This window comes from Leeuwenhoekiella aequorea, from assembly GCF_004104375.1.
Taxonomy (GTDB): Bacteria; Bacteroidota; Bacteroidia; order Flavobacteriales; family Flavobacteriaceae; genus Leeuwenhoekiella; species Leeuwenhoekiella aequorea.
In genome coordinates, this window is record NZ_QOVM01000003.1 from 473,709 (window position 1) to 491,606 (window position 17,898).

The 17,898-nt window shown below is 34.7% G+C and carries 13 protein-coding genes; 7 read left to right on the forward strand and 6 right to left on the reverse strand.

What is annotated here, in order from left to right:
• Window positions 1-27: 27 nt before the first annotated feature.
• From surE to DSM00_RS09600, 4 genes are all read left to right on the forward strand, one after another.
• Window positions 28-810: a 5'/3'-nucleotidase SurE gene (surE, locus tag DSM00_RS09585; protein ID WP_128757787.1), complete on the forward strand. Its 783-nt coding sequence runs from the start codon at window positions 28-30 to the stop codon at window positions 808-810.
• 33 nt (window positions 811-843) lie between these two features.
• The gene (gene lpxB / locus DSM00_RS09590; RefSeq protein WP_128757788.1) at window positions 844-1,956 is read left to right on the forward strand and encodes a lipid-A-disaccharide synthase; all 1,113 of its coding nucleotides are present in this window, start codon (window positions 844-846) and stop codon (window positions 1,954-1,956) included.
• A gap of 5 nt (window positions 1,957-1,961) precedes the next feature.
• Window positions 1,962-2,558 carry a C40 family peptidase gene (locus DSM00_RS09595; protein ID WP_128757789.1) on the forward strand — a complete coding sequence of 199 codons (597 nt, stop codon included), beginning with the start codon at window positions 1,962-1,964 and terminating at the stop codon, window positions 2,556-2,558.
• A gap of 62 nt (window positions 2,559-2,620) precedes the next feature.
• A complete protein-coding gene (locus DSM00_RS09600) occupies window positions 2,621-4,657 on the forward strand; it encodes a ComEC/Rec2 family competence protein (protein WP_128757790.1) in 2,037 nt (678 codons plus the stop codon).
• A 4-nt stretch (window positions 4,658-4,661) separates the two neighbouring features.
• Here DSM00_RS09600 and DSM00_RS09605 read toward each other — a convergent pair whose 3' ends face one another.
• Genes DSM00_RS09605 through DSM00_RS09620 form a run of 4 tightly spaced genes read right to left on the reverse strand, consistent with a single transcriptional unit; the run spans window position 4,662 to window position 10,754 of the window.
• Window positions 4,662-5,210: a thioredoxin family protein gene (locus DSM00_RS09605; RefSeq protein ID WP_128757791.1), complete on the reverse strand. Its 549-nt coding sequence runs from the start codon at window positions 5,208-5,210 to the stop codon at window positions 4,662-4,664.
• Between the two features lie 40 nt (window positions 5,211-5,250).
• On the reverse strand, window positions 5,251-6,993 hold the full coding sequence (locus DSM00_RS09610) for a peptide MFS transporter (protein ID WP_128757792.1): 1,743 nt from the start codon (window positions 6,991-6,993) through the stop codon (window positions 5,251-5,253).
• A 14-nt stretch (window positions 6,994-7,007) separates the two neighbouring features.
• On the reverse strand, window positions 7,008-8,573 hold the full coding sequence (locus DSM00_RS09615) for a peptide MFS transporter (RefSeq protein ID WP_128757793.1): 1,566 nt from the start codon (window positions 8,571-8,573) through the stop codon (window positions 7,008-7,010).
• A 9-nt stretch (window positions 8,574-8,582) separates the two neighbouring features.
• Window positions 8,583-10,754 carry a S9 family peptidase gene (locus DSM00_RS09620; RefSeq protein ID WP_128757794.1) on the reverse strand — a complete coding sequence of 724 codons (2,172 nt, stop codon included), beginning with the start codon at window positions 10,752-10,754 and terminating at the stop codon, window positions 8,583-8,585.
• Between the two features lie 237 nt (window positions 10,755-10,991).
• On the opposite strand from DSM00_RS09620, the gene DSM00_RS09625 reads away from it, so the two are divergent.
• From DSM00_RS09625 to DSM00_RS09635, 3 genes are read left to right on the forward strand one after another with little or no spacing between them, the layout of a single operon-like run.
• Window positions 10,992-12,311, forward strand: coding sequence for a hydroxymethylglutaryl-CoA reductase, degradative (locus DSM00_RS09625; protein ID WP_128757795.1), 1,320 nt, complete (start codon window positions 10,992-10,994; stop codon window positions 12,309-12,311).
• Between the two features lie 5 nt (window positions 12,312-12,316).
• Complete coding sequence (locus DSM00_RS09630; RefSeq protein ID WP_128757796.1) at window positions 12,317-13,405, forward strand: serine hydrolase domain-containing protein; 1,089 nt, start codon at window positions 12,317-12,319, stop codon at window positions 13,403-13,405.
• A gap of 1 nt (window position 13,406) precedes the next feature.
• Entirely contained in the window at window positions 13,407-14,324 is a 918-nt protein-coding gene (locus DSM00_RS09635) for a GYDIA family GHMP kinase (RefSeq protein WP_128757797.1), read from the forward strand.
• Between the two features lie 68 nt (window positions 14,325-14,392).
• Here the strand turns inward: DSM00_RS09635 and DSM00_RS09640 are convergent, their stop codons facing one another.
• Entirely contained in the window at window positions 14,393-16,513 is a 2,121-nt protein-coding gene (locus DSM00_RS09640; protein WP_128757798.1) for a peptidylprolyl isomerase, read from the reverse strand.
• Between the two features lie 95 nt (window positions 16,514-16,608).
• Window positions 16,609-17,895: a hemolysin family protein gene (locus tag DSM00_RS09645; RefSeq protein ID WP_128757799.1), complete on the reverse strand. Its 1,287-nt coding sequence runs from the start codon at window positions 17,893-17,895 to the stop codon at window positions 16,609-16,611.
• Window positions 17,896-17,898: the final 3 nt, after the last annotated feature.

Here is a 17,898-nt window from a genome sequence, read left to right on the forward strand (position 1 = left end):
ATTTTAGCGCTAGAAAGCAAAACTTATATGACTCAACAAAAACCTTTAATACTCGTAACTAATGATGATGGCATTACCGCTCCGGGCATACGCAAATTAATAAGCATTATGCAAGAAATTGGAGATGTGGTTGTTGTCGCTCCAGATCGCCCTCAAAGTGGAATGGGTCACGCTATAACTGTAAATGACACTATTTATTGTGATCCTGTAAAGGAATTTCAAGATGAAAATCATAAAGAGTACACTTGTTCTGGTACACCAGCAGATTGCGTAAAAATAGCGGTGCAAGAAATTATGCATCGCAAACCAGACATTTGTGTAAGTGGCATAAATCACGGATCTAATTCGTCTATAAACGTAATTTATTCAGGCACAATGAGTGCAGCTGTAGAAGCGGGTGTAGAAGGAATACCCGCAATAGGCTTTTCATTACTTGACTATTCTATAGACGCAGATTTTTCACATTGTGATACCTTTGTAAAATCTATAACACAAGAAGTTTTAAAAAACGGGTTGCCTAAAGGTGTTGTATTAAATGTAAATATCCCAAAATTGAAAGCCGGCGAAATTGCAGGAATCAAAGTAGGAAGACAAGCCAAAGCACAATGGGTTGAAGATTTTGATAAACGTACAAATCCTATGGGCAGAGATTATTATTGGTTAAGCGGAGAATTTGTGAATGAAGATAAAGGTGAAGATACCGATGAATGGGCACTCGCTAATGGTTATGTGTCTGTTGTTCCCGTACAATTTGATCTTACAGCTCATCAATTTATAAATACATTAAATAGCTGGAGTTTTAATTCTTAAATCTGAAAGGCTAAACATTAAATCTGAAAATTTGTGAAGTATTATATTATAGCCGGTGAAGCAAGTGGTGATTTACACGCCGCAAATTTGATGAAATCACTTCTTGCCGAAGATCCTAATGCCGAATTCAGGTTTTGGGGAGGCGACTTAATGAAAAATGTAGGCGGAACCCTTGTCAAACATTACAGAGAGCTTGCATTTATGGGTTTTCTAGAAGTGATTCTAAATCTCCGCACTATTGCAAAAAATCTCTCCTTTTGTAAAAAAGATATAAGTAGATTTAAACCAGATGTCATTATTTACGTTGATTATCCAGGATTCAATCTACGTATTGCATCTTGGGCTCGTAAAAATGGTTACAAAAATCATTTTTATATCTCTCCACAAATATGGGCTTGGAAAGAAAACCGAATTAAAGCAATTAAAAATGATATCGATGAGATGTATGTTATTCTTCCGTTTGAGAAAACATTTTATGAAGAGAAACATAATTTCCCAGTACATTTTGTAGGCCATCCACTTATAGATGAGATAAGCTCCAGATTATCAATTTCTCCAGAAAAGTTTAGAGCAGAACACAATTTAGACGAACGACCAATAATTGCTTTATTACCGGGTAGCCGTAAGCAGGAGATTCAGAAAATGCTGGAGATAATGCTAAGTATTACTCCAGAGTTTAAAGACTATCAGTTTGTCATAGGTGGTGCGCCTAGTCAGGATTTAGAATTTTACGAACCTTTTTTACAAAAAAATAGAGTTCATATTATAATGAATCAAACTTATAATCTTCTAGATGTTGCGACAGCTGCACTTGTTACATCTGGAACTGCTACCTTAGAAACAGCATTATTTAAGGTGCCTGAGGTCGTTTGTTACAAAGGAGGTAAAATTTCTTATGAAATTGCTAAACGCGTTATTAAACTGAATTACATATCTTTAGTTAATTTAATAATGGATAAAGAAGTAGTAAAAGAACTAATTCAATCTGAATTCAATACTAAAACTTTAAAAACAGCGTTGACCTCTATCTTGCAGGAAGAAAATCGCCAGAATCTTTTTAATCATTATTACGAATTAGAGAAGAAACTAGGCGGTAAAGGAGCCAGCGATAAGACAGCCAAATTAATTTTTAACAGTATTTCTTAAGCTTTATGATCAGAGTCTTTTTTGCCCTATTGTTAAGTCTAGCACTTATTAGCTGCGGAAGCAGTCACAAAAGTATTACTACAACTAGTACTATTTCAAAAACAAACAAAAAAACACGCTACGTACAGCAGGACACAAAACCTATAATAAGTAGTCCCGAAACTAAGCAAAAACGAGAATTAATTTATCTCTCTGAAATTGAAGTTGCAGATGAAAACAGACTTCGTTATAATATCATAAACAACGCTAGACAATTTGAAGGTACTCCCTACAAATATGGTGGTACAACTGATAGTGGTATGGATTGTAGCGGGCTAGTTTATACCGCATTTCTACAAGAGTCTGTAAGTATCCCAAGAGTGAGCAGATCTATGGCTCAGGAAGGAGAACGTGTGGCAGCAGATAATGTAACTCCCGGAGATTTATTATTTTTTGTTACAGGAAGAAAAAGCAAACACATTAATCATGTAGGTCTTGTGGTAGATGTATTACCCGGGCAAGTTCTATTTATACACTCTTCTACTTCACAAGGAGTAATTGTTTCTTCATTAAATGAAGGTTACTGGAATAACGCTTTCAAAGAAGCCAGAAAATATATGTAAAAAACTGTATATCTGTACACTATATAAAAAATTCCTTATATTAATGAGGAATTTTTTGTTTTGTGAAAGGATTAAATAGCACTATTCTTATACTTCTTGCTGGCTTACTTGCCGGGATTATGTGTTACCGCTATTTTTCAATAAATCTTTTTAGCGGCTACCTGCTCCTTTTCACAACCCTATGTATTTTCATTTTTATACACAGTATACTTTATTATAAAAGAAGGCAAAGTATATTCAGTGGAGTTCTACCTTTTTTAATATTTATAGGGTTAGGAATTGTCATCGCAAACCTTAATGATCCATTATTAAGTTCAGATCACTTTTCAAACGTTAACCAGTCTAAGAATTCAAAGAATTTAATACTGACAATCAGAGACGAACTAAAACCCGGATTTTATGATCAAAGATATATTGCGCGAATTTCCCAAATAGATTCGCAATTTGTTAGTGGTCTGGTTATACTTAATATTTTAAAAGACACCTCTAATTCTTCTCAGTCGAAATTTCAAATTGGAGATCGCCTATTTACAAATCAGTCATTAGAAGATTTAAAAAAAGCCAGAAATCCGTATCAGTTTGATTATGCAGCCTACCTCAATAGCCAGAAAATTTATGCTCAAATCACAGCACGCAACGTGCAAATTCTCAAGCTTTCAAAAAACAAAAAGTCTTTTTCGGGATACGCTCACCATTCAAGAAATTATTTAAAAAATAAAGTGGACAATTATCCCTTTCACAAAGATTCAAAAGCGGTTATGAATGCCCTACTACTTGGACAGAGAAATGATCTATCTGATGAACTTCAAGAAAGTTATATTAATGCAGGTGTTATACATATACTTGCTGTCTCTGGTTTACACGTAGGAATTCTAATGCTTATACTTCAATTGATTCTAAAACCTCTTGGTAATTATCCAGGAAGTCGCATTTTAAGAGGGTTAATCGTAATTACTTGTATATGGCTATTTGCAATTTTAACAGGCTCATCTGCTTCAGTTCTACGAGCTGCAACCATGTTTAGCTTTATTCAAGTTGGCATTCTTTTAAACCAGCGCCAAGCCTCAATAAATGCATTAATTATTTCTGCATTTTTTCTAATCCTATTTAATCCAAATATTATTTTTGAAGTTGGTTTTCAATTAAGCTATGCAGCTGTATTTTTTATAATGTGGCTCTACCCCATACTAGAAAAGGTATGGCAACCACGTAACAAAATACTAAAATACTACTGGCAGCTAGTAGTAATAAGCTTTACTGCTCAAATAGGCGTTTTACCCTTAAGCCTGTATTATTTTCATCAATTTCCGGGTATTTTTCTCATTGCAAATATGGTCATCATACCCGCATTAGGTACACTCTTAATATTGGGGATTATAATACTTATCTTCGCAAGCCTAGACATACTTCCGTTAGTTATAACATCAATTTACGATTCAATATTAATTATGCTAAACAACTGTGTACGTTATTTAGCACAATATGAATCACTCCTAATTACTAATATCTATTTCTCAGCCGCACTCGTATTTATAGGATATGCTATAATCATATCATGGGGTAGTCTTCTTCAAAAATGGAATTACAGTAAACTTTGTTTTTTTCTACTTACACTAATTGCTTTGCCTTTATCATTAATCATATCGAGATCCAATCAGTCAAAAAATAGATTATACATACTTCACAACTACAATTCAAGTCTAATCGCAATACAAGATCGTAATCAAAACCTCATCATTCAATCAGAAAAAGACGCTGTAATACCTCAATCAATTGTAGCCAATTTTAAAGAAAATCAGCTTGTAAATACTGTTTGTCAAGATGTAATTGAAGATTACTACCACATAGATGGGAGGAGAGTTTTACGCGTTGACAGTTTAGGACTATACGATCTTCCTCAATTAAATCCTGATTATATTTTATTAACGCACTCGCCAAAAATCAATTTGGACCGGCTAATTAGTATATATCCTAATGTTCAAATAATTTCTGATGCTACAAACTATAAGAGTTACACCGCACGATGGGAAGCTACCTGCATTAAACAAAAAATCCCTTTTCATAATACATATGAAAAGGGATTTTATATAATTGATTAAAGTATTAACCTTTGAAAGTACTTTTAAATTCTGACTGATACTTCTGCCAAGCTTCCGCTGTAGTAATATTTTTATAAGCATCTGTCTTAATCATTTTCAAAAATATTTCCAATTGCTGCGGAGTTTTATAACCCGGTAAGGGTTGAATCAAATTGCCTTTTTCATCAAAAAAAACAACACTGGGATATGCATTGATTTTGAGTGCGTGTGCGAATAAATGCTGAGAATTGCGTCCTTCTCTCTTTGGGTCAAAATCTGGATTTGTATACGTGAAATCCTTATACTTTATAGATTCTGTTCCTTCAGCATTAAATTTCACAGCGTAATAATTTGCGTTTACATATGCTGCAACATCTTTATTCTGAAAAGTATTTTTATCCAGCAGCTTACACGGTCCGCACCAATCTGTATAAACATCCATAAAAATTTTACGAGGTTCTTTCTTTTGAGCTTTTAAAGCTTCATTAAAGGACATCCATTTTATAGTTTCTTGACTTAACAAAGTTGTTGATCCTAAGAAAAATAGGAAAAGGACTAAAAGTAACTTTTGCATGCTTGTTATTTTAAGTAAGGAATTCAAAAAATAGGCCACTCTAATGAATTCCGTGCATTAATTTTTTCAATAATGGGTGTAAGAGTATTATAAGAATACCTGCTCCCCCAGGTATAAAAAAGAACAATAGGAAAAAAGTAGATAACGAGTATTCTGCAGTGATTTGGTCGATCATACCACCGCTACTTCCCGCTAATTTATTGCCTATCGCAATGGCCAGATACCATACTCCATACATCATGGCAATCATTCTTCCCGGGACCAATTTACTTACATAAGATAATCCTACGGGTGACAGGCAAAGTTCTCCCATTGTATGAAAGAAATAAGCGAGAACTAACCAGATTATACTTACAGCAGCCACCTTAGCGCCTTGAGGTATATCACTGGCACCATATGCCAGAGCAGCAAAACCTGCTCCAAGTAAAATAAGACCTATACCATATTTAACCGCTACACTAGGATTGTATTTACTCTCCCATAATTTTGAAAACAATGGAGCAAATATGATAATAAATAAGGAATTTAAAACACTAAACCAAGAGGCAGGTACCTCTGGAGCTTCGGCTGTATATTGCTCATAAAGCATAGTGATTACTAAAGCCCAAATAATAACAAAACTACCTCCAAGAATAAGATTTGCTAACTTATATTTTCCAAATGTTTGTTTGAAGAGCATCCATAAAACCCAGGTTATTACGCACAGCGGAATAATTGTAATAAGTGTATTTGCAATTCTAAATATAGTTCCCGCACTACCTTCTAAAACACGGTCTGTATAATCATTTGCAAAAATAGTCATCGATCCTCCCGCCTGCTCAAAGGCTGCCCAAAAGAATACAGTAAAGAAAGCAAAAATTGATACTGCAATCATACGATCTCTTACCACGGGAGCATATCTTATAATCCTAGATACAAGTAAAACGATAAATACAATAAGTGCAAATAAGATCATAAAGTTACTACCGGAAAGAGGACCTACTTCAAAATCAAATAAATCTGATCCGCCAATCTTAGACATAGGGTCATTAATAATCCAAACTAATCCTATCAATGCACTAATGGCAATAAAGACTTTATCTATTGTTAAAAACGGATTTAATTTTATTGTGGGATCATCACTTAAATCGCTTTCTGCATTTTTTAAAGGTTTTTTACCTACATCACCAAATATATTTTGTGCAAAATAAAACTGAAGCATACCCGCAAACATAAAAACACCGGCGAGACCAAAGCCCCAATGCCATCCCCATTGCTCTCCAGTATATCCACAGAGAAGTATACCCAGAAATGCACCTGCATTTACTCCCATATAATAAATGGTATAAGCACCATCTTTTTTATGAGGATGATTCTCATACATTTGAGAAATAATAGAAGTCATAGTTGGCTTGAAAAAACCATTCCCAACCACTAGAAAAAATAAACCTAGATATAATGCAAAACTAGTATCTACCGCCATTGCAGCGTGACCTAAAGTCATTAGTAAAGCACCAATAACTACTGCTTTTCTATAGCCAATAATCTTATCTGCTATGTAACCTCCTAAAATTGGTGTAAGATAGACTAATGAGGTATACGTACCGTAAAGAGCCAGCGCGTGCTCTCTGGGCCAAGCCCAGCCCTCATCAAAGAGAGAAGAGGTGAGAAATAATACTAAAAGTGCACGCATTCCGTAATAGGAAAAGCGCTCCCACATTTCAGTAAAAAATAAAACAAATAATCCGGCGGGATGTCCCAACACCGGATTTTTGAAAAATTGATCTGTAGAAGATGTAGCCATCTTAATCTATATCATTAATTATTAATCTTAGGATCTGCTAGTTCGTAATCTTCTTGCTCTAGAATTTCACGCTCATTATCTTCTGCTCCATGAGTTAATCTTTTTAGTGGTTTTAAAGCCAAAATAAAGACAATACCAATTGCACTTGTGAAAATTAAAATTCCTAAGAAAACCGAATACTCACCAAATTCACTTGCCGACTCTCCAATAAGACCTGCAACTTTATTCCCCAGGCCAGTTGCAGCAAAATAAACACCCATTAAAAGTGATGCATATTTTACGGGAGCAAGCTTTGTAATAAATGACAGTGTTACCGGCGAAATACATAGCTCACCTATAGTATGAAATAGATAAGCAAATACTAACCACAGCATACTTGAGGTACCAGACTTCTCAAACTCCATCACAGCAAATACCATAAATAAGAAGCCAAAGCCCATTATAATTATACCCATAGCCATCTTTAGAATTGAACTCGCCTCTTTTCCTTTAAGTTTGCGCTTTGCCCAGAAATTCGCCACTATCGTTGCAAAAATTATAATAAATCCTGCATTTAAACTCTGGAACATTACAGTTGGCACTTCCCATCCAAATAACATTCGGTCTGTTTTAGAATCTGTGTAAAGATTCATTAGACCTCCGGCTTGCTCAAAAGCTCCCCAGAATATAATTGTCATAATGAAAGAAAGCAATAAAACCATAAAGCGATCTTTAAAAATACGTGATGGAAGATCTTTATAGATCATCATCATTAAAGCGGCTATCGCTGTTATAAATAAAAATAACAGACCAAATCCCCAGTCCATAAAATACCATCCTACAATAGAAAGTATTATTAAAATACCTGTAACCGCAAGTTGCATAGGTGATCTAAATAATTCCCCATAAAGTTTTCCGTAGGAAATCTCATCGTCTTTATTTTCAGCTTTCAACAAGCTACCTACATTTTTTAGATACTTTTGACCATATAAATACACAATTAATCCTAGAACCATTGCAATACCCGCAAGACCAAATCCTGCGTGCCAGCCATATTCTGCAACTACAAAACCTATTACTAAAGTTGCAATTAACGAACCGGTATTAATCCCTATATAAAAAATACTAAATCCTTTATCTCTTCTAATGTCTCCCTCTTTGTAAAGTCCACCTACCATGGTAGAGATATTAGGTTTTAATAATCCTACTCCTGCGATTACCAGACCCAGCCCGGTGTAAAACGCCCAGACATCCGTAAGTACTAAAACTCCGTGTCCTATACATAAAATTACAGCTCCTAAAAGAACAGCCTTTTTCTGACCTATTAGTTTATCTGCTATCATTCCACCGGGTATAGAAGCTATGTAAACTAACATAGTGTACCAGCCATATAATGCTAATGCCTCTTGATCGGTCCATCCTAAACCAGTTCCTCTAGCATCTGTTCCCTGAATAGTGGAAGCAGTCATATAAAGTACTAGAAGTGCACGCATCCCATAATAGGAAAAACGCTCCCACATCTCTGTGAAAAATAGAATGTATAGTCCTACCGGATGTCCAAACAATTCTTTCTGTTTGGTAAACTGTGCTGATTGTGCCATTAGGTTATTTTATAAATTTTCTTTAATGAAGTTTGTCATCTTAGTGTACAAGTGTAATCGGGTATTACCACCATAAATACCGTGGTTCTTATCTGGATAAATAGCCCAATCAAATTGCTTGTTAGCTTGTACTAATGCTTCTATTAATCGCATTGTATTTTGTACGTGTACATTATCATCTGCACTACCGTGTACAAGCAAGAATTTACCTTTTAATTTATCTACGTGAGATAATGGTGAATTCATATCGTAGCCACTTGCATTTTCCTGAGGTGTGGTCATATAACGCTCAGTATATATGGAGTCATAAAATCTCCAACTTGTAACAGGAGCAACTGCAATTGCCATTTTAAATGTATCTGCACCTTGAAAAATACAATTAGACGCCATAAAGCCTCCATAACTCCAACCCCAAATACCTATACGATCTGCATCTACATAGTCACGAGCTCCTAAAGCTTGTGCTGCAGCTATTTGATCTTCTACTTCATATTTACCCAATTCTTTTTGAGTCATTTTTTTGAAATCTCTACCCTTAAGACCAGTGCCCCGAGGATCTACACAAACTATGATATAGCCCTCTTGAGCTAGCATTTGAAACCAATATCCATTACCACCATCCCAACTATTAGCCACGCTTTGAGAACCAGGACCAGAGTATTGGGTCATAAAAACAGGATATTTTTTAGATGCATCAAAATTCTTTGGCTTGATCATGTATGCATTAAGTTCTTCACCATTAACAGGAAGTGTAAAGAATTCCTTTTCTGAAATTACATAATTAGAAAATTGATCTTTAAGCTCTTGATTGTCCTTAATCTTACGTATTAACTTTCCGTCTTTTGCACTATGCAATGTAAATACATATGGAGTTGATGCGTCAGAAAAACTATTTATGTAATAGGTGAAATCTGTACTAAAATCTGCTGAATTCGTTCCCTCCTTTACTGAAAGTTCCTTTTTACTTTTACCATCTATTTTAACTGAATAAACCCCGCGGTTAATTGAGCCATTCTCGGTGCTTTGATAAAAAACACGCTTGTTTTTTGCATCATAGCCGTAGTAGCTTGTTACTTCCCAATCCCCTTTAGTTACTTGATTTTTTAATTTACCCGTTTTATCATAGTGATAAATATGATTCCAACCGTCTTTTTCGCTGGTCCATAAAAACTCGTTATTATCTAAAAAAGTCAAGTTATCGGTTACATCTACATAAGCATCATCCTTATCTGATAATATTAGTTTTGCTTTACCAGAAGCACCATCTACAAAAATTAAATTTATATCGTTCTGCTTACGACTTGTAGTTTGTACTGCCAAAACATTAGCGTCTGGCGTCCACTCTAGTCTAGGAATGTAATAATTTTGAAAACCGCTTAAATCTACAGCTTTAGTTTCGGCAGTTGCCAGATCATAAATATGAAGACCTACCGATGCATTATTCTCACCAGCTTTTGGGTATTTAAAAGTATCTTTTGAAGGGTATAATTCACTCCCAAATACATCCATACTAAATTCTGGAACATTAGTTTCATCAAATCGTATGAAGGCAATTTTAGTTCCATCAGCATTCCAGTCAAACGCTCTTACAAAAGAAAATTCTTCTTCATAAACCCAGTCTGTAATACCATTAATAATTTTATTAGTTTCTCCATCATTAGTAAGTTGCGTGGTTGCACCAGAAGCTAAATCTTTTATATATAAATTATTATTTAATCCATATGCTACTTTAGAAGCGTCTGGTGAAAAGGTGGGTTCTTGAATAGATTTTTCTGAAACTTGAATAAGTTTTTTTGTATCTAAATCATACACATAGTAAACGCCTAAACTAGAACGACGATAGATAGAACGTAAATTTGTACTCAATAAAACTTTACGTTCATCTTTACTCAAAGTATATCCTATGAAATAATCGAGACCTTCAATTTCACTTGAGTTAATCAAGGTGCTTACTTTTTCACCTGTTTCATAACTGTAAACATCAAGTGTTTTTACGCCAGATTCACGGTTTGTATTTAATACCGCATATTCTTTTCCATTTTGCATAGGGTGCAATCTATCAAGATATTGCATCCTAAATGTGCCGTTATAAATCTCTTCAACACTAATATTTTTTTGTTGGGCATTTGTTACTGCAGTAGCAATGAGCAGAAATAAAACCAGTACTTTTTTTATAATCATTGTGAAATTTAACTTAAAAATGAACCGCCAATTTTACTAAAAATTAATCAAAAAACACTGCTTATCGTTGTTAAATACGCAGTCTTTTAGCTAAATACGCTAGTATCATTATAATAAACTCATACTTTAAAACAAACCATAAATTAGAATTACCCTATAACGCAATAGAAGGCTCTTTAAAGAGCTGGCTAACATGTACCAAAATAGTATCTTTACTTTTCAATATTTTGAATAATTATGCCTCAAACAATTCAAGGGTTTTCCAGATTAAATAAAGAAGAAAAAATAGACTGGCTTACATCAAATTTTTTATCAGATTCTCAAAATGCTACTTCTATACTTAAACAATACTGGAATTCAGATGCGAAGTTGCAGCAATTGCACGATGAGTTTATAGAGAATACCGTTACGAATTATTACTTACCATTAGGCATCGCTCCCAATTTTGTGATTAATAACAAGACGTTTGCCATACCTATGACTATAGAAGAAAGTTCTGTAGTTGCTGCGGCAAGTAAAGCTGCAAAATTTTGGATGTCCCGTGGTGGCTTTAAGGCTGAAATTTTAGGCACTCAAAAAATAGGTCAGGTTCATTTTACCTACACTGGTGACGCTCAAAAACTTTCATCATTTTTTGAGTTAACTAAATCTATTTTGCTTAACGACCTCAAAACCCTTACCGCTTCGATGGAAAAACGAGGTGGTGGGATCACAAGTATCGAACTTATTAATAAAAATGACCAACTAGCAAACTACTTTCAGCTACATGTAACTTTTGAAACGCTCGATGCTATGGGAGCAAATTTCATAAATTCTTGTTTGGAGCAACTTGCTGAGAGCTGGCAACGAGAATATAATAATTACCCTGTATTTTCCGAAAATAATGCAGAAATGGTGGTAATTATGAGCATCCTATCTAACTATGTTCCGCAATGTGTAGTAAGAGCTGAAGTTTGTTGTGCCGTAAGCGAACTTACAGAAGCAGATGGTATTGATCCTGAAGTTTTTGCCACAAAATTTGTACAAGCTGTACGTATAGCTGAAGTCGAACCCTATCGAGCGGTGACCCACAACAAGGGGATTATGAATGGCATTGATGCGGTAGTTCTCGCTACCGGCAACGATTTTAGAGCTGTAGAAGCAGGCGCTCACGCTTATGCTGCCAGAAACGGGAGTTACTCTAGTCTCACACACGCAACTATTGAGAACGGAATATTTAGATTTTGGATTGAAATACCTCTTGCATTGGGAACAGTAGGTGGATTGACTAAATTACATCCACTTGTAAAACTTAATCTCGAAATACTAGGCAATCCTAGTGCACCACAACTCATGGAAATTATAGCGGTCGCTGGTCTTGCTCAAAACTTCGGAGCTTTAAAATCGCTTACTACAACCGGTATTCAAAAAGGGCATATGAAAATGCATTTAATGAATATGCTAAATCAATTAGACGCTACAGATACAGAAAAAAGTAAAGCTATACACTTCTTTAAATCTAATAAGGTTACCCATAGTGCAGTAGATTCATTTATTAAGAATTTGCGTCAAAATTAAACGATATGAGAGCGCTACTATTTCTTAGTATTTCATTGTTATTTGGCTCTTGGTGCAATGCACAACAAATTTCAGAAAAATTTAAAAACAAAATAAGACAACTTCAGCAAGAACATCAAATCCCTGCAATTGCTGTGAGTTTGATTACACCAGATTCGATATTTAGCTATGTAAACGGTAAATCAAGATTCAATAAAAAAGAACCTATACCGCAAAATGCTAAATTTCATTTAGGCTCAAATACAAAGGCAATCACTTCTTTTATTGCAATGCGTCTTACAGAAGTAGAAGAGATAAACTGGGGCACAAAATTTTTTAGACTTTTTCCTGAATTAATTTCCGATAGTAGAAATACATATCACGACATAACATTAGGTGATTTATTATCTCATAGTGCACAAATACGTCCCTACACAACTGGAATAGAACTTTCAAAATTTAATAATTTAAAAGGTACAATAAGTGAAAATGGGTATGCATTTTCAAAAAGTGTTTTAGCTGAAAAACCGGTGAAAAAAGGCACCTACTCAAACGCAGGTTACGTCTTAGCTGCTTTAATGTTAGAGCGCGCATCGGGAAAAACTTACCGCGAACTAGTAGCTCAAACTATGAACGCGCTAGATTTAGATTATACTATAGGTTTTCCGAATAAAGAAAATTTAACCTTCCCTTGGGGACACTGGGATCAAAAAGGGGCTTTAGAAGCTTTATCGCCAGATCACGAGTATAAACTACCAGATTATATGGTAAGTGCCGGTGATATTTCGATGAATATTAAAGACTATAGTACATTTATACAATTGCACCTTAATGGGCTTCTAGGCAAAACGAATTACTTAAATGCAGATGATTATAATTGGTTGCATTTTGGGCAAAGTCCGTATGCATACGGTTGGGGAAATGTTATTAAAGAAAAAAATAAAATGAGTTTTCACGATGGTAGTGCAGGAACCTACTACTGTCACACTGTAATACTACCACTTAAAAATATTGCAGTTGTGATTATGATGAATACCGCATCTACAAATGCTGTAGAAGCTATTTATGAGCTTCAAAAAACAATGACAGCTCAGCCACAAAAAATCAAAAACTAATATGAACCAACGTTTTTATGGTCATGGCAAACTTCTTATTACCGGAGAATATCTGGTTCTTGACGGTGCTTTAGCTTTGGCTATACCTACTCAAAAAGGACAAAGTCTGGTAGTTGAAAAATCTGAAAAGTCAGGAATTTCTTGGCTGAGTTTAAAATCGGATGGTGCCAACTGGTTTTCGACACATCTTTCTTACAATGATTTAAAAAAAGAGCTACCTAAGCAACCTAAAGATCCTAAGGACAGATTGATTCAATTAATTAATGCAGCACAGCAATTAAACCCGTATTTCCTAGAACAAGAAGACCCCCTTAAGGTAACGACAACTCTAGAATTTGAAAGCAACTGGGGACTTGGATCTTCATCTACATTAATTTATAATTTGGCAAAATGGGCCGATGTAGATGCGTATGCTCTTTTAGAAATAACCTTTGGAGGAAGTGGATATGATATTGCGTGTGCAAGTAATCACACACCTATATTATATCAATTAAAAAATCAGAAACCGCGTATCTTACAAACTCAGTTTGATCCGGTTTTTAAAAATCAACTATACTTCGTTCATCTCAATAAAAAGCAAAATAGTCGAGATGCTATTGCTAATTATCGAGAGCAACCCACAGAACATATACAGAACGCGATTGAGAAGGTTTCTGGGATAAGTGAAACATTGCTTACGTGTGAAGATATCATGAGCTTTAAAGCACTCCTAGATGCCCACGAGCGTATTGTAGCTTCCATATTAAACCGAAGCACAATCAAACAGGAATTATTTTCTGATTATTCCGGTAGTATAAAAAGTCTTGGAGGTTGGGGAGGAGACTTCATAATGGTTACTGCGGCAAATACTAATGATCTTGATTATTTTACAAATAAAGGATATACAACGATCATCCCTTTTGCAGAAATGATTTACTAGAAGAATATAGATTTAAAACAACAAAAGCCGCTATTAGCGGCTTTTGTTGTTTTAATAAAGAATGCTGATTAATAAAAATCAGAACGTCTATCTTCAATATCTGCAGCATCTTTAAGTGCTTGTAGTAAAACTACGTTAACATTTGCGCGATCTGCATTATTTTTCTGCATTGCAAAACTTGCATAGTTATCAAGTTTACGTGCTGGAGTAACATTAATCACTTTTACCACATATACACCTTTATCACCCGCGATAGGGTTTGAAACAGCACCTTTATCTAAACCAAAAGCAACTCCCATTACTTTAGGTTCTGTCCCTGCACCTGCTAATGTTGGGTTTTTAAGATTTACACCATTTGCAGTTTGAACACTTACGTTATTTGCAGAAGCAATAGCATTTAAATCTTTTCCGGAGATTTGCTTTTTAATTAATTCTGCTTTTTTCTCGTTACGTATAATTGGCGTTACACGTGGTGATGCCTGATCTACCGGCATTAAACCTTTTTCAGTTTTTGAAGTAAGTTGTACTACTAAATATCCACCATCTACATTAAAACGCTGCACATCTCCAGTCTTAGTGTCTTCGTTAAATGCCCAACGTATAATTTCACGCTGACTTCCTTGACCTGGCAAAGTCTCGTCTAAAGCTTTAATACTATTTACAGGTCTTACTGTATAGTTTTCAGATTTTGCCACTTTCTCAAATGAATTTTTATCTTCTGAAACTGCCATTTGAAACTTGGTAGTCGCATTAAAAACTTCATTAATTGTTTCTTGAGAAGGCTCAATCTCTTTAGCAACAGTAGCTAATTTTATAGCACGTTGCTTATTTTTTTGATCATCAATTCTAATAACGTGGTAACCGTATTGAGACTCAACAACTCCCACTTCGCCTGTACTACCGTTAAATATGAAATCATTAAAAGGCTTTACATATCTACCTTTAGTTGCGTAGCCAAGATCTCCTCCTTTTTCTTTGCTACCATCAGCTGAAAATTCTGGAGCTAATTCAGCAAGTTTAGAAGCACTTCCTTTAATAACTGAAGCTAAACTGTCTGCTAATTTCTTTGCCTCAGTTTTTGATCTGGTTTGGCTTGCAGCATTTGCAAGACCTTCATAGGTAAGCAAAATATGAGAAGCTTTAACTGAATCTGGAATTTGACTTACACCTATAACTTTTGAAATTTTATAGTAACCGTTATCTTTATAAGGACCAAAAATAGCTCCCTCATCAAGTCCAAAAAGTGAATCGGCAATAGCTACAGGTAATTCATTCTTAAATAAATAAGAATCTGTAAATCGTATGTCTGAGTATTCATTTACAAACTCTTCATGGTTTGTAGTCGCTGCAAGTCCGCTTACTGTATCATTAGTTTTAGTCGCTGCTGTATACTCTACTCGTTTATTAAGTAAAGAAGCAACACTTCCTTTTAAAGCATCTTCATCTGTTGCAGATGCAGATTCAGAAAACATAACATAACGTAAGTTTCTACTTGCTTCAGATTTAAAATCTGCTTTATGCTTTTCAATGTAGTTAGAAATATCTTCTTTAGAAACACTCACTTTATCATCTGAAATGGATGCATAAGGAATTTGAACGTATTCTAAATCTCTAAGATTATTTTCTAACTCATACGCCATTTGACCTTCTTTAAAGCTTGTATTTATACCAGCTTTAACAAGACTAAAATAGATTTGCTGTTGCTCGTTATTAGCTAACTGCTTTTCATAATCTACCCATTGTGCATACATCATAGGGTTTGTAGATTTAAGAGTCGCTACATACTCGCGTAACTTTTGCTCACTAAAAACACCGTCATTCTGGAAGTTTGGATCGTTCTGCAAAGCTTCTTTTAAAAGATCATTTATACGATCCTGCTCTACAGTGATTCCTAAATCATCATATTGCTCATCTAATAAAATACGACGCACTTCTTGTTCCCAAGCAGCATTTACAGCCTGAGTAGTTGTGATACCTGCGCCATATCGTGCAGTCTGGCTATCTACCAATCCAGCAAACTCTTGCTGCTCAATATCCTCATCATTTACAGAACCTAGGATACGCTGTGACTTTTCTGTAGAAAAACCACCATTTTTTAGTACGTCTGCCAGTACAAATGCAAATAAAGCTAAAGCTATAATTGCAATTAAAAATACCGAGCGTTGTCTAATCTTGTTTAAAACTGCCATTGTTTATGTTTTTGTCAAATAGTGGGCGAAAATACCATTTTAAATGAAAAAATAAAATGTAATATGTAAAATAAAACTGCTTAGTACGTTAGGTATTAATCGTTTTCCACAACCCGAACTTTTACCAGCTCAATTTTAGTAGTTGAAGTCTGTAAAATATGAAATTGATATCCGTCAATATCAACGATATCGCCTTCTTCGGGGATACCTTCTGTATGATTTACAATAAGACCTCCCAATGTTTCATAATTTTCGTCTTCGGGTAGTTCGAGCTTATAAGTTTCATTTAAATAATCAACTTCTAGTCGTGCCGAAAATTTATAGGTGTCTTCTTCTAACTTTTCTTCAATAAGAACAACACTATCATGCTCATCTTCTATCTCCCCAAAAAGTTCTTCAACAATATCTTCTACCGTCATCATACCACTGGTACCTCCATATTCATCAATTACGACTGCCATACTTTTACGCTTTTTTATCAAGATGCTTAAAACATCTTTTACAAGCATAGTTTCTGGAACAAATATTACCGGCATTAAAACATCTGTAATTGTAGCAGGCTTTTTAAAAAGTTCAAAAGAGTGCACATACCCAATAATGTCATCTATAGAATCTTGATACACTAAAATTTTTGAGAGGCCGGTTTCTGTAAATTGCTTATTTAAATCTGATGGGGATTGATTTTTTTCAACAGCTACAATCTCGGTACGTGGGATCATCACTTCTCGGGATTTTACTTCTGAAAATTCTAATGCATTTTGAAATATCTGAATTTCTGAATCTAATTCCTCATTAGTTTCAAACGAGTCTATTTGCTCATTTATATAATTTCCTAATTCAACTTTAGTGAAGGCCAATTGAACTTCATCTCCTTCCGTCTTAAAAAATTTCTTAAGTAATAAATCGGAAATCCATATTATAAACGAGGAAAGAAAACTAAAAACAACATAAAAAAGATAAGCAGGTACCGCAAAAATCTTAAGTAGCGAATTTGCATAAATCTGAAAAAACACTTTGGGTAAAAATTCCGCAGTAAACAACACAAGAAGTGTAGAAATCACAGTTTGTGTAAGCAAGCTAAATTCTATAAAAAAATTAGTTAACCAGATATATCCAAAATCTGCACCTTCTAACCAGGTCTGAAGTAAATCACCCATAAAATAGGCATAAATTACTAAAGCCAGATTATTACCCACCAGCATAGTAGCTATGAATTTTGAAGGTTTTTCGGTAAGCTTTGTCAGAACCTTTGCTATAAGGTCATTTTGTTTTTTTTCAATTTCTATATGAATCTTGTTTGAAGATACATAGGCGATCTCCATACCTGAAAAAAATGCGGAAAGTATTAAGGAAGCTATGATTATCAGAATATCTGTTTCCATAGA